The organism is Micromonospora sp. CA-111912, from assembly GCF_050948415.1.
Taxonomy (GTDB): Bacteria; Actinomycetota; Actinomycetes; order Mycobacteriales; family Micromonosporaceae; genus Micromonospora.
This window is the reverse complement of the sequence record NZ_CP192007.1, coordinates 1,259,061-1,284,960: the sequence shown is the minus strand read 5'-3', so window position 1 is coordinate 1,284,960 and position 25,900 is coordinate 1,259,061. Positions and strand designations below refer to the sequence as shown.

Here is a 25,900-nt window from a genome sequence, read left to right as displayed (position 1 = left end):
CGGCGGGTACGACCGCGTCGCGGAACTGATGGGCCGCCAGCACGGCGGCCGTCGCGCGCTGGGCCCGGCGATAGGATCGGTGGTTGTGACCCACCGAGCCGCCCACGAGCGCTACCAGACGATGACCTACCGGCGCGCCGGGCGCAGCGGGCTGCGGCTGCCCGCCGTCTCGCTCGGGCTGTGGCACAACTTCGGGCCCGACCGGCCGTTCGAGCGGCAGCGGGACATCGTCCGCCGCGCCTTCGACCTCGGCGTCACCCACTTCGACCTGGCCAACAACTACGGTCCCCCGCCCGGGGCGGCGGAGGAGACCTTCGGCCGGCTCCTCGCCACCGACCTCAGGGCGTACCGGGACGAACTGGTCGTCTCCAGCAAGGCCGGATACCTGATGTGGCCCGGCCCGTACGGCGAGTGGGGCTCCCGTAAGAACCTGATCTCCTCGCTGGACCAGTCGCTGCGCCGCCTCGGCCTGGACTACGTCGACGTCTTCTACTCCCACCGGTTCGACCCGGACACCCCGCTGGAGGAGACGATGGGCGCGCTCGACGCGATCGTCCGCTCCGGCAAGGCCCTCTACGTCGGCGTCTCCAACTACGACTCGGAGCAGACCGAGCGGGCCGCCGCGATCCTGCGCGACCTCGGCACGCCGCTGCTGATCAACCAGCCGTCGTACTCGATGCTCAACCGCTGGACGGAGGACGACGGGCTGCTGGACACGCTGGAGCGGGTCGGGGCGGGCTGCATCGCGTACAGCCCGCTCGCCCAGGGCCTGCTCACCGACCGCTACCTGGGCGGCATCCCGGCCGACTCCCGGGTGCGCACCAGCGTCTTCCTCAACGAGGGCGACCTCGACGAGAAGAAGATGGCCACCGTACGGGCGCTCGGCGCGATCGCCGAGCGACGCGGCCAGTCGCTGGCCCAGCTCGCGCTCGCCTGGGCGCTGCGCGACCCCCAGATGACCAGCCTGATCATCGGCGCGAGCAGCGTGGAGCAGTTGGAGACGAACGTCTCGGCGCTGGACAACCTGGACTTCACCGCCGATGAGCTGGCCGAGATCGACGGCCACCTCGCCTGACTGGAAGCGTGGCGGGACCTGGAGCAGCGGTGAGCTGGTAGTCGTCACGACCGTCGGATCACGTGGGCAGGCAGTGTCACTGAAAGTAGGCACTCGTGGCGAGAAGTCTCGACATCACCCTTCCTGGGCATCCGTACCGGCTGACCGGCGCAGGTCGTCGGTCAGCTCGGCCGCTACCCGCTCCGGCTCCGCCAGACAACGCCAGGCCGGTACGCGACGGACGGGGGTGCGGCCAGCGGTGATGTCGAGCTGGGCGAGCACCTTACGCAGTCCTCGGCCGTCGGAATCCCCCGCCGGATCGTCGACGACGACGGCCAGTTCGACATCCGCGTGGCACACAAGAAGGTCGATGGTCCGCCCGGCGACGGGTACGTCGCGCCGCACGGCGAGGCCGGCTTCCCCAAGGGCGCGGTGCAGCCGGTCGGTAGCCACCACCGAGGCATCCGGCACTCTGTCGGCGGCCTCGCGGCCGAGGGCCAGAGCGGTGAGCAGTCCACGTTGCCCCGACCACCACGAACGGTCGCCGACCACGACGAGTTGGGACCGGGCCCGGGTGATGGCGACATTCCACAGGTTGGTCTGGTGCACGAGCCAGCCTCGGGTGCGGTCCGGGATGCCGTGCGCACCGACCGGCGAGACGACCATGATGTCCCGTTCGCTGCCCTGGAACTTGTGGATGGTCGCGCAGAGCAGGTTGTCGGTGAGGCCGGCGTCGCGCAGGGCTGCGGCCAGGCGACGCTGGTGCGCGGCGAGCGGCGTGACCACCCCGATCGAGGCATCGGGGTACGCCGCCCGCAGGTGCGCCACCTCGGCGACGACCTGATCGATCTCCACCTGGTTACGCCCGGAACCGGTCGCCCCGGGGCTGAACCTTCCGGGTACGTCGCGCCAGCGCACCGCCGGATCGGCCGGAGCAGCCAGCCGGGCCGGGTCGGTCAGCACGGTGAGCCGTCCCTGGTAGACCTCCCGGTTCGGCACCTCGACGATGTCCGGGTGGCACCGGTAGTGCTCGTCGAGGAGGTGCGTCGCGCCCGCTGCGGCAGCGAACGCGTCGTACGCGGAGTGGCCCGTGTAGGTGAGCCGGCGGGTGGTCAGCCAGGTGGTACTCACATCGGCCCGGGCTCGCTCGGTGACGTCGTCGGTCTCGGGCAGGTCCACGACGGGCGCGAGCTGACGCGGATCACCGATGATCAGTGCCCGCTTGGCGCGGTAGAGCATGGGCAGGATCGCGGGAATGGTGCACTGCGCCGCCTCGTCGATCACCACAAGGTCGTACAAGGCGGGGCTTCTGCGCAACCGCCGGGCGGAGAGCGCGGTCACCGCCCAGCCCGGCAGCACCCGCAGCAGCTCGGGGAAGTAGGCCCAGCTGTCCGACTGCGGCTTGGCCATCTCGTCGGCCCGGTCCTGCAACAGGCGCGCTCCCGCAGCCACCCGGCGGGCGATCTGCGCCCGCAGCAGCTCGATGCTGCGGGCGGGCCTGTCGGTGCCGACCAGGTCGACGAGTTCCCGCCAGGAAGCCTCGGCGTCGGGCAGCTCGGCGAGACGCTGCCGGCGTTCGCGCCAGCGCAGCTCGATCACGGCCCGCTCGGCGAGCGCCTCGACGGCGTCCCGGTCGACGACCCGGTACGCCCGCAGCCGCCACCGGTACCACCACCCGAACCACCTGCTGGCGAGCGCTCGATCGGTCCGTTGGACGAGCTGCTTGAGGGCTTTGTCGTCGTCCGGCAGCGTGGCCACCCCGGCGCCCGGGTCGGAGTCACGCTCGACGGCCAGCTCGGCGAGGTCGCGTTCGAGCAGACGCAGCTCGTCGAGCCTCCCACGGAGGCGGGCCGCCTCTTCGGCCAGCATTCGCAGCTCGTGCAGCGGCGTACGGTCGTCCGGCTCGGTGCGGTGCTCCGCCGGCGGATAGGCCGCGAGGATGTCGGCGAGGTGTTTCGGTTCCTGCAGACGGTGTTCCTTGTTGCCGGTACGCACCAGCAGGCCCGGACCGATCAAATCGGTGACCCGGCCGAGCACCGAGTCGACGGCCTGATTGCTGGTGGAACCGATGAGCACGCTCTGGCCGGCGGCGGTGGCGGTGGCCAGCAGGGCGGTGACCAGTTGACTCTTGCCGGTGCCCGGCGGCCCCTGGGCGACGGTCAACGGCTGCGACATCGCCGCCTGGATGATCTCTTCCTGTGCCTCGTTCGTGGCGCTCATCGCCACCGTCACGACCGGCTTCGGCGGCACCTCGTCGGGGCGGAGCGCCAGCGCGCCCAGGGCGGTCCGCTCGATGAGCTTCGGATTCTTGACCATGCCCCGCAGATCGTCGACGAGCTGCCGCTGCGGCGACTCGGTGGCGTCGACGGTGTAGAGGATGGCCGCGTTCTGCACCCGGCTCACCGGTCCCGGCCGGATGGTGCCGGCGAGCGTCGCCGGGTCGAGCTCGACCACCGGGGCCAGCCCGAACGTCTTCATGAGCACATCGGCGGTGGCGACCAGGGCGGCGGGATCCCCCGGTACGAAGGCCTGCTCGACGCGTTGCCGCAGTTCGTCGGCTTCCACCTCGGAGAGCTGGAACAGGTCGACGAGGGCTGAACTGGGGCGGGGCGGAAAGGAGGCGTGCAGGACGTCGTCCGCGCCGACGGTGACATCGCAGACCAGGAGTGGGGCGAGCCGTGGAGGTCTGCCCCGGCCGGGCCGGATGGCGACGACCGGATAGCCGTACTGCACCTCCCTGCCGTCGGCACGGGCCCGCGCGGCGAGTGTGGCGGCCGTACCGCCCAGCCGGACGGGCGTGTCCGCGGTGAGGACGGCCTCGGACCCGGGCGGAGCCGCGACGTACGTGCCGGTTGCCTGGGGATCGATGAGGGACTGCAGCACGGTCGACCGCTGCATGCAGTTGACGTAGTAGGTCACCAGGCGGCGCCACTGGTCCGCGTCGAACGGCGCCTCGTCCGCCGGAGTGGCCGGGGCGGCTGCCACCTGCTTCGCGGCGGCGGCGGATCCGGGCACGGTCGCCAGCCGGATCGGTTCGGTGACTCCCTCACTCGACTCGACCGGGTTGTGCTGACGACGCCGGGCCATCTCGGTCAGGGCGTACCGGGAGAGGTCGTTGGTGGTGATCCAGCCGTCGTCCGCCGTCCCCTCGGCCGCGCCCCGCAGGCCGGTGAGGAGCACCTCGGTGAAGATCGACGGCTGGTCCGGTCCCTGCGCCTTCGACGCCTTCAGGTGGGTGCTTGAGGTCAGGATGAAGGTGCCGCGCTCACGCTTGGCGCGGCGCGGCTCCTCGCGCACGCCGCCACGGAAACGGTGCCGGGCCGTGAACGCGCCGGAGAAGCAGCAGTCGAGAAGGACGACCTTCTGGCTGGCCTTGGTGTGGTTGAGCAGATGACGCAGGGTGCCGTCGGTGTCGAACGCGGTCGCGTGCAACTGCCCGCAGACCGTGTCGGTCGCGGCCAGGAACAGCGACTGCCCGTCGCCGTGCAGCACGCCGTGGCCGGAGTAGTAGAGCAGCGCCAGGTCGCCGTTGCGCCGCGCGCCGTAGAACTCCTCGACGACCTGACGCAGGTGCGCGGCCGGCAGGTCCAGTTCGGCGCGTACGGTGTCGAACTCGCCGGCCCCGTCCAGCAGCGCCTTGAGCTGCGCCACGTCCTGTCGTACCGAGGGAAGGTGCGCAAGCTCGCGGTCGACGTGGCAGGCGGCCGTACCGAGCAGCAGGGCGTGCCGACCCATCAGCGGCGGGACCGTTCGAGCTCGGCCTGCATCGTCCTGATCAGCTCGTCGGTCTGGCCGTGGGTGGGCCGGTCGATGGTCAACTCGACGTCACCGACCCGCAGGTGCACCCGGCGGCCGGTGTGACGTTGCAGGAATGCCAGGACCACGTCGACCAGGGCCTGCACGTAGCCGGGGTCGACGCCCGCCAGCACGGTCACCACGCCGAGCGCCAGCTCGCCGACGCCCTTGGCGGCCGGGTCGGTGGTGGGCCGCTCGACGCGCTCCACCTCGCCGGCCTCGCCGAGGTCGTCCGCCAGCTCCTCGGTCAGCTCGTTGAGGACGAACTCGTCGTCGTCGGCGAGCGGCGTGAATTCGATCCGGATGCGGACGTCAGACACCCAACCTCCTCGGTGTGCGGTGCTGACGAGGCTACGGAGGCGGCGATGCGTGCGGTTATGTCTGTCGGCTTTCCGATCAACGGTCCACTGGTGACTGACTGGTCGGCTCAAACACCGACCCTGGCCGTCTCGGATGGGGCAATGGCGCACTCCGACGGGTTGGTCCGACCTGGCTGTTCTCCACACGACCGGCGGTGCCGGTGTACTGCCGCTGCAGGGCCCCGGCAAAGTCGTGGGGTCTCCGGCTGGCAGGCCCCTTGGAATGCGCGCGCGCTGCCGACACCATCGGCCCCTACCGGGTCGGCGTGCCCTGCGTTGGTCCCTTTGGAGCTGCCCCGTTTGTGCTACCGGTGGAGTGGGAGCGTGGACGGGGCAGCTCCAAAGGGGCTGAAGGGCAGGTCCCCGACCGGGTGGGGGGCATTCGTCAGGCCGCCGCCCGACTGCCCGGTGTCCGGGGCGGCGTGGCGACGACCTCCCGGGGCAGGTACGGGAAGAGGAGACATAGCTGAGGGCCGGTGAGACCGAGGCCCTGGCCAGGATCTCGGGTCATCCGCAAGGAGCGGAACGGGACTCCCGGAGGGCGGATGAACGTCGGGCGGGATCGGACACTCCGCGACTGTGCCTGGACCACTACCAGGTCCGCGGCTGGACAGGCTGGCACCGGTTCATCACCCTGGCCTGGCGCTTTCACCAGAGCACATCCTGCACTGGTCGGTCTGGCGACGAACATCCCAAGCCCGAGCCCGACAATCCCACTACCAGCGCAGACAGGCGAAGTGACGTTGGAGTGCTAACTGGCCGATTCGGCCTTGAGCCCGGTCAGGAAGGTGGCCCAGGAGCTGCCGTCGAAGGCGAGCGCCGGGCCGCTGCGGTCCTTGGTGTCGCGGACGCCCACCGCGCCACCGACGAACCGCACCTCGACGCAGGCCGCGTTGTTGGCGCTGCGGGAGGACTTGAACCAGCCACGATCGGGGGTGAGGCGAGGGGTCATCACGTCATCTCCTTGGCGATCCGCCGGATCAGCGCCAGCGACTCCGCCGAGCTTAACGCCCGCTCCCGCGCCTCGGCGAAGGTCACGGCGTAGTCCGCGACCCGGCTGGACTGGTCAATGATGTCGCTGGAGGTGAGCACCTCCTGCCAGACGAGCTCGGGCAGCCGGGGCGACGGGAACGACAGGATCTGGAACGGGCTGCCGAGCGCAGGGTGTGCACCGGCGGCGAACGGCATCACCCGGATCTCGATCTCACCTGGGCGCTCGGTCAGCAGCCGGTCGAGGTGGTCGAGCTGGGCGCGCATCACCTTCGGGCCGCCCACCTGCTGCCGCAGCGCGCCCTCGGCGATCACGGTGGTCAGGCGCAGTGGGTGGTCACCGTCCAGCCGCCGCTGCCGTGCCATCCGTGCGGCGACGCGCCGGTCCATCTCCGTCAGCCGGACGTAGGTGTTGCCGCCCCGGATGACCGCGCGGGCGTACTCCTCGGTCTGCAACAGCCCGTCCACCAGTTCGTTGTGGTAGCTGCGGACGTGCTCTGCGCCCGCCTCGTAGCCGAGGAAGCGGAGGAAGTCGGCGGGGAAGAGCTGCGAGTACTGGTGCCACCAGGCCCGCTGCATGGCACCGACCCGCAGCTCCTCCAGCTCGGTGGCGTCGGACGGGTCGAGCTCGTAGATCTTGACAAGCTGGGCCAGCCGGTCGGCGGGCACCTTGACCCGGCCGGCCTCCACCCCGGAGATGTACGCCTGCGTGATGCCGCTGGCGCGGCCCGCCGCGACCGCCGTCATCCCCACATCCTCGCGGCGCTCACGCAGCCGCATCCCGAGCTCCCACGCCTGGACCGTCGGGGACGCGGGCGGAGGCGTTGACTTACGACGTGTCCTTGAGGGGTTCGATGCCATCTCAACTCCATTCGTTCGTTGGCGCTTCCATGTGGGTGACCATAGTCGACGGACACGCCAGCAGCCACCCTCTTGATATAAGCAAGTTGGTCAGCGATGCTGCTTCGGGAAGTCCTTCCGAGCAGCAGGAGGCGACATGTTCAACGAGGTCAGGTGGATCAGCCGGGAGCCGGAGGTGCGGCACGCGTTCTCGCTCTCCCGGATCGTCGATGCCGGCACCGCAGACGAGTGGTACGACCTGCTCGGGGTCCTCCGGGTGCCGGTCGACCGGCGGGCACCCGACAAGCTGCGCGACCAGCTACGGCCGTGGGCGCTGGCCACCCTGACTGCCGGCGGGTACGGCTTCGGCCGCTACTACGCGAGCTACTCCACGCTGGACGAGGACGACGAGCCGGACAAGGCCATCTCGGACGAGGACATCAACTGGTCCGGCAGCACCGTCCTGGTCCCCGTCGAACAGCCGACCGGGCCCTGATCCGGCGGGCCCCGATCAGCGGCAGGGCCGTCGATTGAGTCGAGGCGGGCAAGCCTCACGGGCCACAGCTCCCGACCGGCCGGGCCGGACCCCGCTCACTTGAAGGCGGCGTGGCCGGTCAGCACCTGTCCGATGATCAGCTGGTGCACCTCGGAGGTGCCCTCGTAGGTGAGCACGGATTCGAGGTTGGCCGAGTGCCGGATGACCGGGTAGTCGAGGGTGATCCCGGCCGCGCCGAGGATCGACCGGCACTCGCGGGCGATGGCGATGGCCTCCCGCACGCTGTTGAGCTTGCCCAGGCTGACCTGCCGGTGGTCGAGCGTGCCGGCGTCCTTCATCGCGCCGATCTGCAACGCCAGCAGCATCCCCTTGCCCAGTTCCAGCCCCATGTCGGCGAACTTGAGCTGGGTGGCCTGGTACGCGGCGAGCGGCTTGTCGAAGATCAGGCGGCTGCGGGCGTACGCGATCGTCGTGTCCAGGCAGTCGTGGGCCGCGCCCAGCGCCCCGAAGACGATGCCGAAGCGGGCCTCGTTGAGACACGACAGCGGCCCGGACAGGCCGGCGGCCTCCGGCAGCATCGCGTCGGCGGGCAGCCGCACGTCGTCGAGGACGAGTTCCGATGTCACCGAGGCGCGCAGGGAGAGCTTGCGGGTGATCTCCGGGGCGGTGAAGCCGGGGGTGCCGGCGGGGACGAGGAAGCCGCGGACGCCCTCGTCGGTGCGGGCCCACACCACGGCGACATCCGCGACGGAGCCGTTGGTGATCCACATCTTGGTACCGTCGAGCACCCAGTCGGCCCCGTCGCGGCGGGCCCTGGTCCGCATGCCGGCCGGGTCGGAGCCGAAGTCCGGTTCCGTCAGGCCGAAGCAGCCGATCGCCTCGCCGGCGGCCATCCGGGGCAGCCACTGCTGCTTCTGCTCCTCGGAGCCGAACCGCCAGATGGCGTACATGGCGAGCGATCCCTGCACCGAGACGAGGGAGCGCAGCCCCGAGTCGCCCGCCTCCAGCTCGAAGCAGGCCAGCCCGTACGCGACGGCGGAGGTGCCGGCGCAGCCGTAGCCCTCCAGGTGCATGCCGAGCACGCCGAGTTCGCCGAGTTCGCGGGCCAGGTCCCGGACGGGCAGGCTGCCGTCCTCGTACCAGGTGGCGATCTCCGGGCGGATCCGCCGGTCGACGAAGCCACGTACGGCGGCCTGGAGGGCCCGGGTGTCGTCGTCGATCAGCGCGTCGACGCCGAAGTACGCGAGCGTGGGAGCGGGGGTGGACAGGGTCACGATTCGTTTCCTCCCGGGGATACTGCCAGCTGCACGATCACGCTACGCGCGACGGCGACGGCCAGCGCGTCCAGCGCGGGCAACACGGTCACTCGATGCGACCGGCCCGACCCAGCAGGTACCGCTGTTCGACCTGGTTCCGCGTCAGGGCCGCCGCCTCGCGGTACCTCGTCGCCGCGCCGGCTGCGTCGCCGGTCATCTCCAGCAGGTGGGCGCGGACGGCGCGTTCCCGTTGCCGGGTCAGCGGTTCCTCGTCCAGGTGGTAGCTCCGGTTGAGGTCGTCGAGCAGCGCCAACCCACGGGCCGGCCCGTACGCGTGGGCGACCGCGACCACCCGGCTCAGCCGTACCGGCGCGGTCGGGCTGAGTTGTTCCAGTCCGAGGTACAGCGCCGCGATCTGTGGCCAGTCCGTCCGGTCCGGTGACGCTGCCGCGGCGTGCACGGCCGCGATCGCCGCCTGCAACTGGTACGTGCCGACCTCGCGCCGCCGCCAGACGCTGTCGATCAGCCCGGTGCCCTCACGGATCAGCTCGGGATTCCACAGTGTCCGGTCCTGCTCGTCGAGCGGCAACAGCTCGTCGCCCCGCGTACGGGCAGCCCGCCGCGACTCGGTGAGCAGCATCAGCGCGAGCAGCCCGGTCGCCTCGGCGTCGTCCGGCAGGGAGTCGCGGAGCATGCGGGTCAGCCGGATCGCCTCGCGGGTCAGGTCGACGCGGGCGAGCGCGTCGCCGGTGGAGGCCGTGTAGCCCTCGTTGAAGATCAGGTACAGCACCTGCATGACGGCGTTCACCCGGCTGTCCCGGTCGGCGTCGGTCGGCGGGGTGAACCGGGCACCGGCGCGGGCCAGCTGCTGCTTGGCGCGGCTGATCCGGGCGCCCATGGTGTTCTCGGCCGTTCCGTAGGCGTGCGCGATCTCCTCAGTCGTCAGGCCGCCGACCGCGCGCAGGGTGAGCGCCACCTGGGAGGTGGCGCTCAGCGCGGGATGGCAGCACAGCAGCAGTAGCGTGAGACTGTCGTCGGTCTCCAGCGGCGGGTGCGCCCGCCGGGCCGGATCCCGCATCGCCAGCTCGGTCATGCCGACGTGCTGCTCGCGACGGCGTCGGGCCTGGTCGGCGCGGAGCAGGTCGACCATCCGGCGGTACCCGATCCTGATCAGCCAGCTCCGCGGGTGCTCCGGCACACCGTCGGTCGGCCACGCCCGGCTCGCGACGAGCAACGCCTCCTGCACCGCGTCCTCGGCGATGTCGAATCGGCCGAAGCGCCGCACCAACGCGCCGAGCACCTGCGGCGCCTCGACGCGCAGCAGGTGCTCGACCTCCGACGTCACGCGAATTGGGCCGCTCGACGGCCCGCGACGCCGCGGAGGCCGTTCACGCGGCGAAGTCCTCGCCCATGATCGGCCGGATCTCCATCGGTTCGCCCAGCACCTCGACCATCCGCGAGACGATCTCGACGGCGCGCTCCTGGCTGGCCGCGTCGATCACCGCGAAACTGGCCAGGACCTCCTTGAGCTCGACGAACGGGCCGTCGGTCGCCACCGGCCCGGTCGGGGTCCTGCGGACCGTGGTGCTGACGGCCGGGTGCCCGAGACCCTCACTGCTGACGAACTCGCCGGTCTCGATCAGCTCCTGTTCGAACCGCTGGTACGCGGCGAACGCGGCCAGCGCCTCCTCGGACGGCGTGTCGGCGGTCGCGGCGTTCCACGCGGCGGCCGGCGTGTAGCTGAGCAGCAGATACTTCATGGTCATCCTCGTGTTCGCGGGCCTCGGATCACGCTACGCCGAAGGAGCAGACGCTCGGACGAGCGGCCGACGGCGGGAACGGTGGTCATGGCTTCCTCCTGGGTCAGTGTTCGCCGCTACCTCGTGGCCGCACCGGGCACTTTGACGCGCAGGGGATGTGACGCGGGCCACAGCAGGTCGACGTCGTGAGATGTCAAAGCCGGGGTGCCGCCTCCGAGGTACCGGCAAGCAACCACCGAGGAGGACACGATGTCTGAGAACACCCAGCCGAGCGCCGAACTGACCCCCCTGGACCGCCTGGTCGGCACCTGGACGGTGACCGGCGGCGCCGAGGGAACCGTGCGGTACGAGTGGATGACCGGCGGCTTCTTCCTGCTCCAGCACGTGGAGCTGACCCAGTTCGGCCAGCCGGTCACCGGCCTGGAGGTCATCGGCCACCTGCACCCGTTCGGCGAGCCGATCGGCGCGGACGTGGTGTCGCGGTTCTACGACAGTGCCGGCAACACCCTCGACTACGTCTACGAACTCGTCGGCGACAAGCTCATCATCTGGGGCGGCGCGAAGGGCAGCCCGGCCTACTACGAGGGCACGTTCAGCGCCGACGACACCACGGTCACCGGCGAGTGGATCTACCCAGGTGGGGGCGGATACGCGTCCACGATGACCCGGCGCTGAGCTCGGACAGCCACCGAACCTGAGCGGTTTCCCGCTCAACCCCGGACGCCGCCGATTGCGTCTCACTCTGCATCCGCACGTGAACGCGAGGCGGACGCGACCTGGAGGTGGCGTGAGTCGGCACGAGGACGACGAACAGTTCCGGCTGTTCGTACAACGACAGTGGGGGCCGTTGCTCCGAACGGCCTACCTGCTGACCGGCGACCGGGGGGCAGCCGAGGACCTGGCGCAGTCGGCGTTGGAGAAGACCCATCGGCGCTGGGGGCGGGTGCTGCGCAGGGACGCGCCCGAGGTGTACGTACGCCGGGCGATGGTCAACACGGCGATCTCCTGGCGGCGTCGGCGGCGACCGCTGGAGGTGCCGCTGCTGACCTCCGACAGCGCGCCGACGCCGGACGCGTACGCGCAGGTGGAGGAGCGGCAACTGCTCCTCACCGCGCTGCGGCGGTTGCCGCCCAGGACCCAGGCGGTTCTGGTGCTGCGCTACTTCGAGGACCTCAGCGAGGCGGACGCCGCCAAGGTTCTCGGCTGTTCCATCGGCTCGGTGAAGAGCCAGGCGTCGCGCGGGTTGGCCCGGCTGCGGGTCGAGTTCGCCCCACCCGCCCCGCAGTCCCCGGTACGGCTCGAGGAGGAACTGGCATGATCGAGAGCTTCGCGAATTCGACGCTCAATCCTGCGCTGTGCCAGGCCGCGCACGGCGTCGACGTACCTGAGGACCCGTGGCCGGGGTTCGCCAGGCGCGAGCGACGGCACCGGCGGACGCGGCTGATCCGGGCGGCGGTGGCCGCCGCAGTCGTATCCGCGGTCGTCGGGGTCCAGGCCAACGTGGTGCCCCTGCCCGGGTGGGTGCCGGGCATCGCGGTGGCCGCCGCCCCGGCAGCGCTGCTCGACGCGCCGCCCCGGGGCGCGCTGGCCGCCGATCAGGCCTGGCTGGACACGCTGCGGGCACGGATCAGCACCGATTCGCGGCTGAGCACCGACAACCCGTTGGGTGGCTGGAACTCGGACGGCATGTGGAAGGTCGGCGATCGCGACCGGATTCGTCTGCTCTACGGCAGTGACCAGCCCGGCCAGCGGGTCGCGCTGGTCACGGTGCCGCGGCGGTTCGGCCTGCTGACCAAGGAGGCGCTGGTCTGGTACGTGGGTCCGGCCGGGGCCAGTGCCCAACAGATGCGCTACGCCGGCCACAGCGGGGATACCCACGACCCGGTGATGACCCTGATGCAGGACGGTCCCGACGGGCGCGGATTCGCGGTCGTCGTCGGGCCGGCCGAATCCACCGTGAAGATCAGTGGCGCCCCTCGGTACACGCCGAGGGGAACCCTGGAGTACCAGGACCTCGCCAGGGCGGACGGCAGCGGGGTCGGGATCGCCGTCCTGCCCCCCGCGCCGCTTCGGAGCGAACCCCTCATCCGGGTCACCCGTGGCGACCACGTGTTCTTCCAGGGCGGCCTGGGTGGCGGCCCGTACGCCGGGATCGGCTCGACCGGGCCGGGGATGGACGTCCTGCTCGCCGCCGCCCGACAGGGCGCCCGAGGTACGCCACTGGACGACGCCAACCTGCGCAACTTGGCCGATTGGGCACTTCAAGACAGTCGCCTCCTGTCTGCCGGGACGACGGTACGGGTGCGCTGGTCGGGCAGCGAGCACGGCCAGACCGCCGCGCTACTCACCGTGCAGCCCGCCGGCGGCGGGGTGATCGCGTACGCCATGCACGGCGACGACCGAACCGGCTGGTCGATCGACCTGCGGCTGCTGCTGCCGGCCGAGGGTGCCGACCGGCGACCGATCGGCTGGCGGATCCGGGCCGACAACGGCACCCGCACGCCGACGGACCAGGTGCGGGTGATCGCCCCGCCGGACGCGGCCCGCGTCACGGTCGCGGTCGGCGGCGCGCCTCCGGCCACGGTCGCCCTCGACGCGTCGAACGCCGGCACCACCCGGATACCGCCGGACCAGCCGGCCACCCTCACCGCGTACTCCAGGGACGGCAGCGTTCTCGGAACCACTCCGTTGCCGCCGGTCGAGGCCGACATGTCGGGCCTGCCGGGCGACAGCCCGGCTACCCGGGTGGCCCCCTGACGAACCGAAAGCGGGGCCGAGTCGTCCGAAGACGACTCGGCCCCGCCGAGCAGGTTCAGGGCCGTCGTGCCGGGCGGATCCGAGGCGTCCGGCCTTTGACAACAGCGCCCCCACCGCTGCGACGATTGCTGCCTGGCGACATCGAGGAGGAGCGCACGATGGCAGTCGAGATCGTCTACGAGACCCACTCGATCACCACGGACAACGAAACCGGCTTCGCTACCGGTTGGCTGCCCGGACAACTGTCGGAGACGGGCCGAAAACTGGCTCACGATCTTGGGCAGCGCCGCAGCGGGGACGGCCTTACCGCCGTGTTCACCTCGGACCTGGCTCGCGCAGTCGAGACGGCCGAGATCGCCTTCACAGAAACCGGGATCCCCATTCGCCAAGACCCACGACTGCGTGAGTGCAACTACGGGACGTTCAACGGGATGCCGGTCGGCGAGCTCGCACGCATCAGGTCTCAGCACATCCACGAGCCGTTCCCGGAAGGGCAGAGCTACCAGGACGTGGTCGACCAGACACGCGACTTCCTCACCGAAGTCGCCCGCGATTGGGACGGCAAGAAGATCCTGCTCATCGCCCACTCCGCCAACCGATGGGCTCTGGCGAATCTCCTGGACGGAGTTCCGCTCGAAGACCAGGTCGATGCACCGTTCGCATGGCAGGAAGGCTGGCATTACTCCCTCCCTACGGGCTGGAACGGTCGATGACTCCAAACCGCGAAGCCGAACCGTCCACGAGACGTGTCGCGCGCGAAGCCAGGAACAGCTGCCGCTGCTGAGCTGCAAAACGCCCAATCGATGAGGTTAGAAACATTCGCCGGGACGCCCTGATCGAAGAGGCGCGCGGCAAACTCAGCGCCTGATCTGGCACGGTTCTGGCATGCAGTAGCCCGGGAGCAGCGAAAACGAGAAACGCCCTGGTGAGAGAATCGCTTTCTCACCAGGGCGTTTCGTAAGGGTGGAGCCGAGGGGACTCGAACCCCTGACCCCCACACTGCCAGTGTGGTGCGCTACCAGCTGCGCCACGGCCCCTCACTTTGCCCCCGGTTGCCCGGGCACGGAGAGAACTATACACACGCCGGCCGCCATGGTCATCTCGCGGGCCCTCACCCACGGGTCAGTTCAGCGCGACGTCCGGCGGGAAGTGGGCGACCGCCGCCATCATGCCGCCCTGCCGGCGCAGGACCATCGGCCACAGGTCGTCCGGGCGGTCGACGAAGGCGTCCCCGGGCAGCGCGTCGAAGACGAACCAGGAGCCGTCCTCGATCTCCTGTTCGAGCTGGCCCGCACCCCAACCGGAGTAGCCGGCGAAGACCCGGATGCCGCCGACGCTCTCCCGCATCCGCTCCGGGTCGGCGGAGAGGTCGATCGTGCCGACGGCGCCGGCGACCTGGTGGAAGCCGCGCAACCGCTTGGCCGGGCCGCGCAACCGGGCCAGACAGATCGCCGAGTCCGGCTGCACCGGCCCGCCCTCGAACAGCACCGCCGGGTCCCGGGCCAGGTAGCTCCAGTCGCCGAGGACGTCGACGACCGGGACCTCGGTGGCCCGGTTGAGCACCACGCCCAGCGCCCCGCCCGGCTCGTGCGCGACCAGCAGCACCACCGTCCGGTCGAAGTTCGGGTCCTTGAGCGTCGGGGTCGCGACCAGCAGCCGTCCGGTCATCGACTCCATCGCACGCCCGCCGATCGCCTGGTCTTCTCCCTGCATGTCAGACATCCGTCAGCCACGCGCCGAGGGACGGGGGCCGTCGCCCCGGACGTCGGCACCGCGGCCGGACCGGACGGCATCGACGCCGGGGCCGAGCGGGGATGTGGAGGGCCACACCCGGTCGGCACGGGACTCCGCGCTCATCCCTGCTGTCAACGCCATGCCTGGCACCATAGCTTGCGGTCGGGGCACTGGTTAAGGTCTGACCGGTGGATGATCGAGTGGGACCGGAGGGGGTGGCGATGGGGCCGACGGCGGACATCGCGGTGATCGGCGGCTCGGGGCTCTACGCCCTCCTGGAAGGTGCCACCGAGCACCAGGTGGAGACGCCGTACGGGGAGCCGTCGGACCCGGTGACGATCGCCGAGGTGGGCGGCCGGCGGGTGGCGTTCCTGCCCCGCCACGGGCGCGACCACCGGCACCCGCCGCACCTGATCCCGTACCGGGCGAACCTGTGGGCGCTGCGGTCGCTCGGGGTGCGCCAGGTGCTCGCCCCGTGCGCGGTCGGCGGGCTGCGCCCCGAGTTGGGGCCGGGCACCTTCGTGGTGCCGGACCAGCTCATCGACCGCACCAGCGGCCGGGTCCAGACATACTACGACCGGGGCGCGGTGCACGTGACCTTCGCCGACCCGTACTGCCCGGTGGGTCGCCGGACGCTGCTCGACGCGGCAGCCGGGCGGGGCGTATCGGCGGTCGACGGCGGGACGATGGTGGTCGTGGAGGGGCCGCGCTTCTCCACCCGGGCGGAGTCCCGCTGGTTCACCGCGATCGGCGGGGCGGTGGTCAACATGACCGGCCACCCGGAGGCGGTGCTGGCCCGGGAGTTGGCCCTCTGCTATACCCCGATCGCCCTGGTCACCGACCTGGACGCGGGGGTGGAGAGCGGCGAGTCGGTGACCCAGGAGGAGGTCTTCCGGGTCTTCGGCGAGAACACCGACCGGCTGCGCGGGGTGCTGTTGGACGCGGTCGCCGCCCTGCCGGCCGGGCGGGACTGCCCGTGCGGGCGGGCGCTGGACGGGATCAAGCTGCCCTTCCCGCTCCCCTGACCCCGGGCCGGCGTGGCGGCGACCAGTACGGGCTGGGCGAATTGGCCGATAGGTGAGCCTTTTCCGGATAGATTCGGCAGGTCGGGGGCCCGATCGCCGCTCGTCTCCGGCGAGGAGGCAGCCCGCGCCGCGACACGGAGGCCCACCGATGGCAACGGTCCGCGAGACGACGTACGACCTGCTCCGGGCGCTGGGCCTGACCACCGTCTTCGGCAACCCCGGCTCCACCGAGGAGCCGTTCCTGCAGGACTTCCCCGCCGACTTCCACTACGTGCACGCCCTGCACGAGGCGTCCGCGGTGGGGATGGCCGACGGGTACGCCCAGGCGACCGGCCGCCCCGCGCACGTCAACCTGCACACCGCCCCGGGCACCGGCAACGGCATGGGCAACCTGGTCACCGCCTGGCACAACAAGACCCCGCTGATCGTCACCGCCGGCCAGCAGACCCGGGAGATGCTGCTGATCGAGCCCCGGCTGACCAGTCGCCGGGCGGTCGAGCTGACCCAGCCGTACGTCAAGTGGGGCTACGAGCCGCCCCGCGCGCAGGACATCCCGGCGGCGTTCATGCGGGCGTACGCCACGGCGGTGCAGCCGCCGGCCGGGCCGGTCTTCCTCTCCCTGCCGCTGGACGACTGGCAGCAGCCGGCGTCCGGGGCGCCCGAGGTGCGCACGGTGGCCACCCGGTACGCCCCGGACCCGACCCGGCTGCGCGAGTTCGCCGCCACGGTGGCCGCCAGCCGCTCCCCGGCACTCGTCCTCGGCGGGGCGGTCGACCGGGCCGGAGCGTGGCCGGCGGCGGTCGCGTTGGCCGAGCGGCTGGCCGCCCCGGTCTGGTCCGCGCCGGCCCCGGAACGGGCCGCGTTCCCCGAGGACCACCCGTACTACCGGGGCGTGCTGCCGTACGCGATCGGGCCGCTGGCCGACGCGCTGCGCGGGCACGACACGGTGCTGGTGGTCGGCGCGCCGGTGTTCCGGTACTACCCACACGTGCCCGGGGACTACCTGCCCGCCGGCTCCCGGCTGCTGCACGTGACCGACGACCCGGAGGAGACGGCCCGCGCGCCGGTCGGGGACAGCCTGCTCGGCGACCCGGGTCTGGCGCTCGCCGCCCTGGTCGACCTGCTCCCGGCGGCCGAGCGCCCGCCCCCGCCGCCCCGACCCGCCCCGGAGCCGCCCGACCTGGGCCCACCGCTGAGCCCGGACGGCCTCTTCGCGATCCTGGCCCGGCACTGGCCGCCCGACGGGGTGCTGGTGCAGGAGTCACCGTCCAACCTGGCCGCGCTGCGCCGCCGGCTGCCGGCCACCCGGCCCGCGTCCTACTTCACGATGGCCAGCGGCGGGCTCGGCTTCGGGCTACCGGCAGCTGTCGGGATCGCGCTGGCCGAGCGGGACACCGGGCGGGGCCGCCCGGTGGTGGCGGTGATCGGGGACGGCTCGTTCCACTACTCGGTGCAGGCCCTGTGGACGGCCGCGCGGCTGCGCCTGCCGCTCGCCGTCGTGGTCCCGGTCAACCAGCAGTACGCGATCCTCAAGTCGTTCGCCGAACTGAAGCACACCCCCGGGGTCCCCGGCCTGGACCTGCCCGGCCTGGACATCACCGCGGTGGCCCGGGGGTACGGCTGCGCCGCCACGGTCGTCGAGGAGCCCGACGGGTTGGGCGACGCGCTGCGCGCCGCGCTGGCCGCGGACCGGCCCACCGTGCTGCCGGTGCCGATCAGCACCGACGTCCCACGGCTGCTCTGAGCCCCAGCCCACCCGCCACCCCGCCCCGCCCGCCGACCGCCGCGGGCCGACCGCCGCGGGCCGACGGGGCTTACCCGGCCCACCGGGCGCCCACTCGGCGCAGCCAGGCCCCGCGGGCACAGCCAGGCCAACCGGGAAGACCCAGGCAGGCACTGGCCTGTGCGGGCGGGCCGGGCGGGCCGCAGGGCCTGGTTGGGTTCCGTGGGGCGAATGGCCGGCCTACCGCCAGGATGGCCTACCACCGGGCTGGGATTGGCCACCCCCGAGCTGGGCCACCCCTCGGTCAGTCCATGTGGAGCTGCCCCGTCTGTGCTACCGCCGACCGATAGCACAGACGGGGCAGCTCCACATGGACCGCCGAGTACGACCCCACCCACTCACCGCTCGTCGGCAGTCGGCAGTCGGCAGTCGGGACAGATCGCGGCCAGCGCGGGGCCACAGCCGGGGGCGGCGGGTCAGCGGCGCAGTACCAGCGGCGTGCCGGTGGTCACGTCGAGCACCGTCCGGTCGCCGAGCGGTGCCTTTAGGGTGGCGGTGACCGGCTTGAGCACAAGCTGATCGGTGCAGATGCCGGTGGCCGGGGTGACACCGCCGCCGACCACCACCACATCGTCGCGCTCCTGCACCAACGGATTGGCCCCGGTGTCGCAGGCGCCCATGCCGATCCGCCAGGTCAGCCGGGCCCCGTTGACGGCCTGGAGGTCCTGGGCACCGACCACGCCGTCGGGTGCCGGCCGGGTAGGCGCGACGCCCCGGGGCACGGCGGTGACCGAGCCGGGCACGACCGCGAGCCGGGCTACCGGGGCCTTCAGCTCCTCGACGGTGAACACCCAGGCCGGGACCTGCGCCTCACCCCGGCTGGTATGCACCGGCGCGGCACCGAGCCGCACGGCGGTGACGGTCAGCGGCACGCAGGCAGTCGACGGCACGCTACTCACCGGCCCGTCCGGCCCCGGCTCGATGGTCGGCCCGTCCGTGGTACCCGGCTTGATGATCGGCCCGTCTGGGCCGGGCTCGATGGTCGGCCCGCCCGTGGCACCGGGCTTCGGCCGGAAGCCCGGCCGTTTCTCGGGCGTCGGCCACTGCGGCCGGCCCTCGCACGGCGGCGGGTCGCCCTGGTCGAGCTGCCGGTACGCCGTGCTGGCGCTGACCAGCGGCACGGTCATGGTCCCGTCGGGGAAGCGGATCGCGGCGTCGGCCGGCTTGGCGGTGGGCACCGGGATCTGCTCCCGGTACCAGCCGTTGCGGAACGCCTGCTCGGTCTCCGGGGTGAAGTCGGGGTCCCCGAGCAGCACGGTCGGCTCCTGAAGCGGCACGTACCCGGTGGTCCAGGCGTTTCCGGGGCGCCACGCCTCGGCCACCTCGACGGCCCGCTGGTGGAACGACTCCCACCGGTCGTCGGCTGCCAGCTCCGACCCGGCCGGGTCGCAACCGGCCGCCATGAGGAGCAGGGGCAGGCCCACCAGGGCGAGAACTGGACGACGCATACCCCTTCGACGCGCCCGCGCCGTTTCCGGTTCCCCGGCTTCGGGTCACCGGCCTGTCCACCGGCCCGGACACGACTGTGCGCCCCGGTCCAGTGGACCGGGGCGCACAGTCAGGTGGTGGAGGTGCCGGGAATCGAACCCGGGTCCTTCGCCGGTTTGTCAGGGCTTCTCCGAGCGCAGCTCGCTATGCCTCTACTCGGCCCCACCGCTCACGCGAGCGAGTTGGTGTGACGGGCCCAGTCGCTGATTAATCTCGCCGCACGGACCCCGCGACCGGGTCCGATTGGCCAGCCCTCTAACTGATGCCGGCTGACTGGGACGAAGGCGTTCCCAGGCCGACAGACTTAGCTACTCGCCTCAGGCGGCGAGAGCGAAGTCAGCGCGATTGTTCTTGGCGCTTATAAGTTTCCGACGACCGATTCTCGAGACGACGTCGGCTTCCTCGGCTCGCTTCCCCTGTCGCTGCGTACGAAGTCGAAACCAGTCACCCCCTCGACGGGCCGCCCCTGTCGGCGGCTCCACACAAGCCTAACGCCTTCCGCAACCGGTTTCATCCCGAGGCCCGCTCCGGCGTGCCGGAACGGACGAACAGGGATGAATCAGTCGTCCATGCCTTTGCCACGCCGGCCGGCGGCCCGTGCGATCTCCCGGTCCGCGTCCCGCTTGGCGAGGTCCTGCCGCTTGTCGTACGACTTCTTGCCCTTGGCCAGGGCGATCTCCACCTTGGCCCAGCCGTCGGAGAAGTAGACCTGCAACGGGACCATGGTCAGGCCGCCCTCGCGGGTCTTGCCGATCAGCCGGTCGAGCTCCAGCCGCTTGAGCAGCAGCTTGCGGGTACGCCGGGGCTCGTGGTTGGTCCAGGTGCCCTGGGTGTACTCCGGGATGTGCATGGAGTGCAGATAGAGCTCGCCGTCGCGCTCCTGGGCGAAGGCGTCGACCAGCGACGCCCGCCCCGCCCGCAGCGACTTGACCTCGGTGCCGGTCAGCTGCATGCCCGCCTCGTACGTGTCGAGGATGGCGTAGTCGTGGCGCGCCTTCTTGTTGGAGGCGACGACCTTGCGCCCCTTCTCCCGTGGCATCGGCGCCACCTCCCCTCGTTGCGGCTGCCGGCCGGGGCCGGAAGCGGAGATCATGCTACCCGAACGACAAGGGCCCTCCGGCGCGGATTATTCCGCGTCGGAGGGCCCTGCCGCGTCGGACGGACCCGGGGGTGACTAGACCCGCAGGTAGAACCGGAGGGTCACCCAGGCGGTGACGGCGCTGACCAGACCACCCACGCCGGCCATGATCGGGAAAACGACGAGGATGTCGCCCCAGGAGACCGGGGAGAGCAGTCCCTGAAGGTCACTGAGCGCGCCGTCGAACAGCAGATACTTGGCCGCTATCAGGGCGACAAGTGCGAGCAGCGAGCCGATCAGGCCCGCGACCACGGCCTCCAGCACGAACGGCGCCTGGATGAACCAGTTGGACGCGCCGACGAGCTTCATGACCGCGACCTCACGCCGCTTGCTGTACGCCGCGACCTGGATCGTGTTCGCCACCAGCAGCAACGCGGCGATTGCCATCACCGCCGCGGCCGCCAGGGCGATGTTCTGGACCGAGGTGAGGATCTTGAAGATCTTGTCCAGGAGTTGGCTCTGGTCGACGATCTCGTCGACGCCCTCGGTGTCCTTGTACTGGTTGTAGATCTCCCGGTACTGCTCGGGGTTGACCAGCTTGAGTCGGAACGACTCGGGCAGGCTGTCCGCCTTGACCGCGCTCAGCAGGTCGGGCGCGTCCTGGAACATCTCCTGGAAGCGCTTGTACGCCTCGGCCTTGTCAACGAAGACGACCTCCTTGATCAGGGGGTCGCTCTTCAGCTTGGTGTCGATGTCGGCGCGCTGCTGTTCGTTGGCCTCCTTCTTCAGGAAGATCGAGACCTCGATGTTCTTGTAGTAGAGGTCCTTCATGTCGTTTACCTGGCTGTACATCAGACCGCTGGCACCGAGCATGGTCAACGACACAGCCATCGTGATGATCATCGCGATGGTCATGGTCACGTTGCGCCACAGTCCGACCAGTACCTCGGACAGGACGTATTTCACGCGCATCGGGAATTCCTCCGGGTCTCCGGCGTGAGGTGATCGTCGTCAGGCTGCACAGGGGTGGAGCGCCGGCTCACCCGTAGACGCCACGGGCCTGGTCGCGCACGATGCGACCGCTCTCGATCTCGATGACCCGACGCCGCATCTGGTTCACGATGTTGGAGTCGTGAGTGACCATCACGACGGTCGTGCCGGTGCGGTTGATCCGGTCCAGGAGGCGCATGATCTCGATCGACGTGTCCGGGTCCAGGTTTCCGGTCGGCTCGTCCGCGAGCAGGATCAGCGGACGGTTCACGAACGCCCGGGCGACGGCGACCCGCTGCTGCTCACCACCGGAGAGCTCGTGCGGGTAGCGGTGCTCCTTGCCACCGAGCCCGACCAGCTCCAGCACCTCGGGAACGACCCGGCGGGCGACCGCCTTGGTCTTGCCGATCACCTCGAGGGCGAACGCCACGTTCTCGTACGCAGTGCGGTTCGGCAGCAGCCGGAAGTCCTGGAAGACACAGCCGATCGAGCGCCGGAAGTGCGGTCGCTTCCAGGAGCGCATCGAGGTGACGTCCTTGCTGTTGACGACGACCCGCCCCTTGTTCGGGGTCACCTCGTGCAGCAGCAGCTTGATGATGGTGGACTTGCCGGAGCCTGATGGACCGATGAAGAAGACGAACTCGCCCTTCTCGATCGAGACGGACACGTTGTCGAGCGAAGGCCGGGACGCCTTCGGGTACGTCTTCGTCACTTGCTCAAGCTGAATCACGGGTGGTGAGTCTACGCGGTGTAACCGATGAGCCAAGCCCCCACGCCCGCCGATGCGAGGCGCGTCATCGAAATACCCGGTTAACGGGAGATCGACGACGCGCTCCGCCCGCGATCGATCACGCAGCGTCGCCGGCGAGCTGTCGCTGCTTGCGCCAACGGATACCGGCTTCGATGAAGCTGTCCAGCTCGCCGTCGAAGACCGAGGTCGGATTGCCGGTCTCCTGCTCGGTTCGGAGATCCTTCACCATCTGGTACGGGTGCAGGACGTACGAGCGCATCTGGTCGCCCCACGAGCCGGCGGCGTTCTCCTTGAGCCCCTCCAGCTTGGCCTGCTCCTCCTGGCGCTTGCGCTCCAGCAGCCGGGCCTGGAGCACCCGCATCGCGGACGCCTTGTTCTGGAGCTGGGACTTCTCGTTCTGGCAGGTCACCACGATGCCGGAGGGGATGTGGGTGAGCCGCACCGCCGAGTCGGTGGTGTTGACGCTCTGCCCGCCCGGGCCGGAGGACCGGTAGACGTCGACCCGCATCTCGTTCTCAGGGATGTCGATGTGGTCGGTCTGCTCGGTCACCGGCAGCACCTCGACGCCGGCGAAGCTGGTCTGCCGGCGGCCCTGGTTGTCGAACGGGCTGATCCGCACGAGGCGGTGGGTGCCGGACTCCACGCTCAGCGTGCCGTAGGCGTACGGGACCTTGACCGCGAAGGTGGCGGACTTCAGGCCCGCCTCCTCCGCGTACGAGGTCTCGTAGACCTCGGTGGGGTAGCCGTGCCGCTCGGCCCAGCGCAGGTACATCCGCAGCAGCATCTCGGCGAAGTCGGCCGCGTCCACGCCGCCGGCCCCGGCCCGGATCGCCACCAGCGCCTCCCGCGAGTCGTACTCGCCGGACAGCAGGGTGCGAACCTCCATCTCCTGGATGGCCTTGGTGAGCCCGCCGATCTCGGTCTCCACCTCGGTGAGCACCCCGGGGTCGTCCTCGGCCTCGGCGAGCTCCAGCAGCACGCGGGCGTCGTCGAGCCGGGAGCGCAGGCTGCCCAGCTTGCTGATCTCGCCGTTGACGTACGACAGCTGGGAGGTCACCTGCTGCGCCTTGGCCTGGTCGTCCCACAGGTCCGGCGCGGAGGCCTGCTCCTCGAGCCGGGCCTTGTCCTCGTGCAGTCGGTCGAGGTTGAGCACAGCCTCGATGTTGCGCAGGATGGCGTCGAGTTCCTTGAGCTGTTCGGCGTAATCGGCAGCGGTCACGACAGACAAGACTACTGCGAATACGGCAGGTCAGCTCGCGAGCCCCACGGTGGCGGGCGAAAAGTGTCCGCGCGGCCGACGGGCGCGAGCCTGTCGGCCGCGCTGGTCACGGGCGAACGCAGTCCCCGGGACGGCCCGGTGGCGGGGTGGCGGGCCGTCGATCGGGTCAGCCGACGGGGGCGGACTTCAGCCAGGACAGGGCGGCCTTGTGGTAGGCGACGGCGAACTCCAGCGCGCTGGCGTCGTACGCGTCGCCCTCCTTCTTGGCGTTCTTCACCTGCTCCCGCACCCGGGCCAGGGCTTCGCTGTGGTATTCGTTGGCGGAGACTTGGAGGTTGCGCAGCTGGGTGGCCGAGTGCAGGCCGCCGAACGCGACCCGCAGGGCGATCGGGTTGCGGATGGTGTCCCGCCCCGGGTCCTCGGCCAGCCAGCGGGAGAACGTCCGCTTGCCGGCCGCGGTGATCGCGTACGGCTGGCTGGATCGAGGGCCGGGCTTGCCCAACCGCACCAGACCGCGCTCGGCCAGCACCGGCAGCTCGCGGTAGACCTGGCTGCGTGTCATCGACCAGTACGGGGCGAGCTTGCGCTCGGCGGCGGCCATCAGCTGACCGCCTGTCATGGGACCCTCGTGGAGCAGCCCGAGGAGGGCCGCCGCCGTAGGGTTCACTCCGGAATCCGCCATGCCCATTACGCTGCCACTTTGCCGACCTGGCGTCCAGGATTTGCCAGTTTCGCCACCCTGGAGGGTTTCCTTTGTGCACTGTCGGCGGGCGACAGTCCGTTGAGGGCCGGTCACGCTGCGCACGGCCAGGGCCCCCGCGACGCGGCGGGAGCCCTCGCCGGACGCGTCAGCCCATGTGGGGGTAGGTGTGGTCGGTCGGTGGGACGAAGGTCTCCTTGATCGTCCGGGGCGACATCCAGCGGACCAGGTTGTGCCAGGAGCCGGCCTTGTCGTTGGTGCCGCTGGCCCGGGCGCCGCCGAACGGCTGCTGCCCCACCACCGCGCCGGTCGGCTTGTCGTTGATGTAGAAGTTCCCGGCCGCATACCGCATGCGCTCGGCCACCGCGTCGACCACCCGGCGGTCAGTGGCGAAGATCGCCCCGGTCAGCGCGTACGGGGCGATCGACTCGGCCTGGGCGACGACCTCGTCGAAGCGGGCGTCGTCGAAGACGTGCACGCCGAGGATCGGGCCGAAGTACTCGGTGGTGAACGTCTCGTGTGCGGCGTCGGTGCACTCGAACAGGGTCGGCCGGACGAACCACCCGACCGAGTCGTCGGCGGTGCCGCCGGCCAGCACGGTGCAGGAGCCGTCGCCGGTGATCAGCTCCAGAGCTGCGGTGTGCCGGTCGAACGCCTTGGCGTCGATCACCGCGCCGCCGAAGTTGGTGAAGTCGGTGACGTCGCCGTAGGTCAGCGAGTCGGCGGTGGCGGCCAGCCGGTCGCGCAGCCCGCCCTCCCAGAGCGACCGCGGGACGTACGCCCGGGACGCCGCCGAGCACTTCTGGCCCTGGTACTCGTACGCGCCGCGGATCAGCGCGGTGTGCAGCGCGTCCACGTCGGCGCTGGTGTGCGCGACCACGAAGTCCTTGCCGCCGGTCTCGCCGACCAGCCGGGGGTAGCCCCGGTAGCGGTGGATGTTGTCGCCGACGGTCCGCCACAGCTGCTGGAAGACCCTGGTCGAGCCGGTGAAGTGGATGCCGGCCAGGTCCGGGTCGGCGAGCACCACGTCGGAGACCTCCTCGCCCCGCCCGGTGACCATGTTGATCACGCCGGGCGGCAGGCCGGCCGCCTCGAACAGCCGCATGGTGAAGTGCGCGGCGAACTGCTGGGTCGGGCTCGGCTTCCAGACCACGGTGTTGCCGAGCAGCGCCGGGGCGGAGGGCAGGTTGCCGGCGATCGCGGTGAAGTTGAACGGGGTGACCGCGTAGACGAAGCCCTCCAAGGGGCGGTGGTCGAGGCGGTTCCACACCCCCGGGGAGGACAGTGGCTGCTCCTCCAGCAGGCCCCGGGCGAAGTGCACGTTGAACCGGAGGAAGTCGATCAGCTCGCAGGCCGCGTCGATCTCGGCCTGGACGGCGGTCTTCGACTGGCCGAGCATGGTGGCGGCGTTGACGGTGTCCCGCCACGGGCCGGCGAGCAGCTCGGCGGCGCGCAGGAAGATCGCCGCGCGCTCCTCGAACGGCAGGGCCCGCCACATCGGGGCGGCGTCCTTGGCTGCCCTGACGGCGGCGCGGGCGTCGTCGTGGGTGGCGTGGCCGGTGACGCCCAGCACATGCGCGTGCCGGTGCGGCTGCACCACATCGATCGACTCGCCGCCGGCCATCCGCTGCTCGCCGGCGATGGTCATCGGCAGGTCGAGGCGCTCGCCGGCCAGGTCGGCCAGGCGTCGCTGGAGCCGCTCCCGGTCGGCGCTGCCCGGCTCATAGGCACGGACCGGCTCGTTACGCGGCTCGGGTACGGAGAACACGGCGTCCATCGGGGCTCCTGGCGATCTCGGCAGCGGTGGCGAAATCGGACCCGCGGG

At 71.0% G+C, this 25,900-nt stretch carries 23 protein-coding genes, 1 tRNA gene, 1 other RNA gene and 1 pseudogene; 9 read left to right on the top strand and 17 right to left on the bottom strand.

Annotation, left to right across the window (positions count from 1 at the left end; translation table 11 throughout):
* Positions 1-121: 121 nt before the first annotated feature.
* Positions 122-1,075, top strand: coding sequence for an L-glyceraldehyde 3-phosphate reductase (gene mgrA / locus ACQPZO_RS05890; RefSeq protein ID WP_433350827.1), 954 nt, complete (start codon positions 122-124; stop codon positions 1,073-1,075).
* A 114-nt stretch (positions 1,076-1,189) separates the two neighbouring features.
* Here mgrA and ACQPZO_RS05885 read toward each other — a convergent pair whose 3' ends face one another.
* Positions 1,190-4,789 (bottom strand): AAA domain-containing protein, encoded by a 3,600-nt coding sequence (locus ACQPZO_RS05885; protein ID WP_433347743.1) that lies wholly within the window; start codon positions 4,787-4,789, stop codon positions 1,190-1,192.
* A complete protein-coding gene (locus tag ACQPZO_RS05880) occupies positions 4,789-5,169 on the bottom strand; it encodes a hypothetical protein (RefSeq protein ID WP_433347741.1) in 381 nt (126 codons plus the stop codon). The genes ACQPZO_RS05885 and ACQPZO_RS05880 overlap by 1 nt, the downstream gene beginning before the upstream one ends.
* Before the next feature lie 622 nt (positions 5,170-5,791).
* Here ACQPZO_RS05880 and ACQPZO_RS05875 point away from each other — a divergent pair.
* A pseudogene (locus ACQPZO_RS05875) lies at positions 5,792-5,949 on the top strand (IS701 family transposase); the annotation flags it as partial.
* A gap of 10 nt (positions 5,950-5,959) precedes the next feature.
* Here the strand turns inward: ACQPZO_RS05875 and ACQPZO_RS05870 are convergent.
* Both ACQPZO_RS05870 and ACQPZO_RS05865 read right to left on the bottom strand, forming a co-directional pair.
* Positions 5,960-6,160 carry a DUF397 domain-containing protein gene (locus tag ACQPZO_RS05870; protein ID WP_433347739.1) on the bottom strand — a complete coding sequence of 67 codons (201 nt, stop codon included), beginning with the start codon at positions 6,158-6,160 and terminating at the stop codon, positions 5,960-5,962.
* Entirely contained in the window at positions 6,160-6,978 is an 819-nt protein-coding gene (locus tag ACQPZO_RS05865; protein ID WP_433347737.1) for a helix-turn-helix domain-containing protein, read from the bottom strand. Before ACQPZO_RS05865 ends, ACQPZO_RS05870 begins: the two co-directional genes overlap by 1 nt.
* A 217-nt stretch (positions 6,979-7,195) precedes the next feature.
* Here ACQPZO_RS05865 and ACQPZO_RS05860 point away from each other — a divergent pair, with 217 nt between their 5' ends.
* Positions 7,196-7,534: a hypothetical protein gene (locus tag ACQPZO_RS05860; protein WP_433347735.1), complete on the top strand. Its 339-nt coding sequence runs from the start codon at positions 7,196-7,198 to the stop codon at positions 7,532-7,534.
* Between the two features lie 95 nt (positions 7,535-7,629).
* Here ACQPZO_RS05860 and ACQPZO_RS05855 read toward each other — a convergent pair whose 3' ends face one another.
* From ACQPZO_RS05855 to ACQPZO_RS05845, 3 genes are all read right to left on the bottom strand, one after another.
* A complete protein-coding gene (locus ACQPZO_RS05855) occupies positions 7,630-8,757 on the bottom strand; it encodes an acyl-CoA dehydrogenase family protein (RefSeq protein ID WP_433350825.1) in 1,128 nt (375 codons plus the stop codon).
* 139 nt (positions 8,758-8,896) lie between these two features.
* Entirely contained in the window at positions 8,897-10,135 is a 1,239-nt protein-coding gene (locus ACQPZO_RS05850; protein ID WP_433347733.1) for an RNA polymerase sigma factor, read from the bottom strand.
* A 43-nt stretch (positions 10,136-10,178) separates the two neighbouring features.
* A complete protein-coding gene (locus ACQPZO_RS05845; RefSeq protein WP_433347731.1) occupies positions 10,179-10,550 on the bottom strand; it encodes a YciI family protein in 372 nt (123 codons plus the stop codon).
* Positions 10,551-10,799: 249 nt separating this feature from the next.
* Between ACQPZO_RS05845 and ACQPZO_RS05840 the strand changes: the two genes are divergently transcribed.
* The 4 genes from ACQPZO_RS05840 to ACQPZO_RS05825 all read left to right on the top strand — a co-directional run bounded on the left by ACQPZO_RS05840 (position 10,800) and on the right by ACQPZO_RS05825 (position 14,020).
* The gene (locus tag ACQPZO_RS05840; RefSeq protein WP_433347730.1) at positions 10,800-11,225 is read left to right on the top strand and encodes a hypothetical protein; all 426 of its coding nucleotides are present in this window, start codon (positions 10,800-10,802) and stop codon (positions 11,223-11,225) included.
* A gap of 112 nt (positions 11,226-11,337) precedes the next feature.
* Positions 11,338-11,868 (top strand): SigE family RNA polymerase sigma factor, encoded by a 531-nt coding sequence (locus ACQPZO_RS05835; RefSeq protein ID WP_433347728.1) that lies wholly within the window; start codon positions 11,338-11,340, stop codon positions 11,866-11,868.
* Complete coding sequence (locus tag ACQPZO_RS05830; protein ID WP_433347726.1) at positions 11,865-13,307, top strand: hypothetical protein; 1,443 nt, start codon at positions 11,865-11,867, stop codon at positions 13,305-13,307. Before ACQPZO_RS05835 ends, ACQPZO_RS05830 begins: the two co-directional genes overlap by 4 nt.
* A gap of 158 nt (positions 13,308-13,465) precedes the next feature.
* Positions 13,466-14,020 carry a histidine phosphatase family protein gene (locus ACQPZO_RS05825; protein WP_433347724.1) on the top strand — a complete coding sequence of 185 codons (555 nt, stop codon included), beginning with the start codon at positions 13,466-13,468 and terminating at the stop codon, positions 14,018-14,020.
* Positions 14,021-14,271: 251 nt separating this feature from the next.
* Here ACQPZO_RS05825 and ACQPZO_RS05820 read toward each other — a convergent pair.
* Positions 14,272-14,344: transfer RNA gene (locus ACQPZO_RS05820), tRNA-Ala, on the bottom strand.
* 85 nt (positions 14,345-14,429) lie between these two features.
* Complete coding sequence (locus ACQPZO_RS05815) at positions 14,430-15,020, bottom strand: YqgE/AlgH family protein (protein ID WP_433347722.1); 591 nt, start codon at positions 15,018-15,020, stop codon at positions 14,430-14,432.
* 242 nt (positions 15,021-15,262) lie between these two features.
* Here ACQPZO_RS05815 and ACQPZO_RS05810 point away from each other — a divergent pair, with 242 nt between their 5' ends.
* Positions 15,263-16,066: an S-methyl-5'-thioadenosine phosphorylase gene (locus ACQPZO_RS05810; protein ID WP_396669896.1), complete on the top strand. Its 804-nt coding sequence runs from the start codon at positions 15,263-15,265 to the stop codon at positions 16,064-16,066.
* A gap of 148 nt (positions 16,067-16,214) precedes the next feature.
* Entirely contained in the window at positions 16,215-17,810 is a 1,596-nt protein-coding gene (gene mdlC, locus ACQPZO_RS05805; RefSeq protein WP_433347721.1) for a benzoylformate decarboxylase, read from the top strand.
* A gap of 455 nt (positions 17,811-18,265) precedes the next feature.
* Here mdlC and ACQPZO_RS05800 read toward each other — a convergent pair whose 3' ends face one another.
* From ACQPZO_RS05800 to pruA, 8 genes are all read right to left on the bottom strand, one after another.
* Positions 18,266-19,297 (bottom strand): hypothetical protein, encoded by a 1,032-nt coding sequence (locus ACQPZO_RS05800; RefSeq protein WP_433347719.1) that lies wholly within the window; start codon positions 19,295-19,297, stop codon positions 18,266-18,268.
* Between the two features lie 115 nt (positions 19,298-19,412).
* Positions 19,413-19,789, bottom strand: a transfer-messenger RNA (tmRNA) gene (gene ssrA / locus ACQPZO_RS05795).
* 107 nt (positions 19,790-19,896) lie between these two features.
* Entirely contained in the window at positions 19,897-20,376 is a 480-nt protein-coding gene (smpB, locus tag ACQPZO_RS05790; RefSeq protein WP_433347717.1) for an SsrA-binding protein SmpB, read from the bottom strand.
* Between the two features lie 135 nt (positions 20,377-20,511).
* Positions 20,512-21,387 carry a permease-like cell division protein FtsX gene (gene ftsX, locus ACQPZO_RS05785; protein WP_433347715.1) on the bottom strand — a complete coding sequence of 292 codons (876 nt, stop codon included), beginning with the start codon at positions 21,385-21,387 and terminating at the stop codon, positions 20,512-20,514.
* A 67-nt stretch (positions 21,388-21,454) separates the two neighbouring features.
* Entirely contained in the window at positions 21,455-22,135 is a 681-nt protein-coding gene (ftsE, locus tag ACQPZO_RS05780) for a cell division ATP-binding protein FtsE (RefSeq protein ID WP_117665857.1), read from the bottom strand.
* 118 nt (positions 22,136-22,253) lie between these two features.
* On the bottom strand, positions 22,254-23,375 hold the full coding sequence (prfB, locus tag ACQPZO_RS05775; RefSeq protein WP_433347713.1) for a peptide chain release factor 2: 1,122 nt from the start codon (positions 23,373-23,375) through the stop codon (positions 22,254-22,256).
* A gap of 166 nt (positions 23,376-23,541) precedes the next feature.
* Positions 23,542-24,057: a PadR family transcriptional regulator gene (locus ACQPZO_RS05770; protein WP_433347711.1), complete on the bottom strand. Its 516-nt coding sequence runs from the start codon at positions 24,055-24,057 to the stop codon at positions 23,542-23,544.
* 166 nt (positions 24,058-24,223) lie between these two features.
* On the bottom strand, positions 24,224-25,852 hold the full coding sequence (pruA, locus tag ACQPZO_RS05765) for an L-glutamate gamma-semialdehyde dehydrogenase (protein ID WP_433347709.1): 1,629 nt from the start codon (positions 25,850-25,852) through the stop codon (positions 24,224-24,226).
* Between the last annotated feature and the right edge of the window lie 48 nt (positions 25,853-25,900).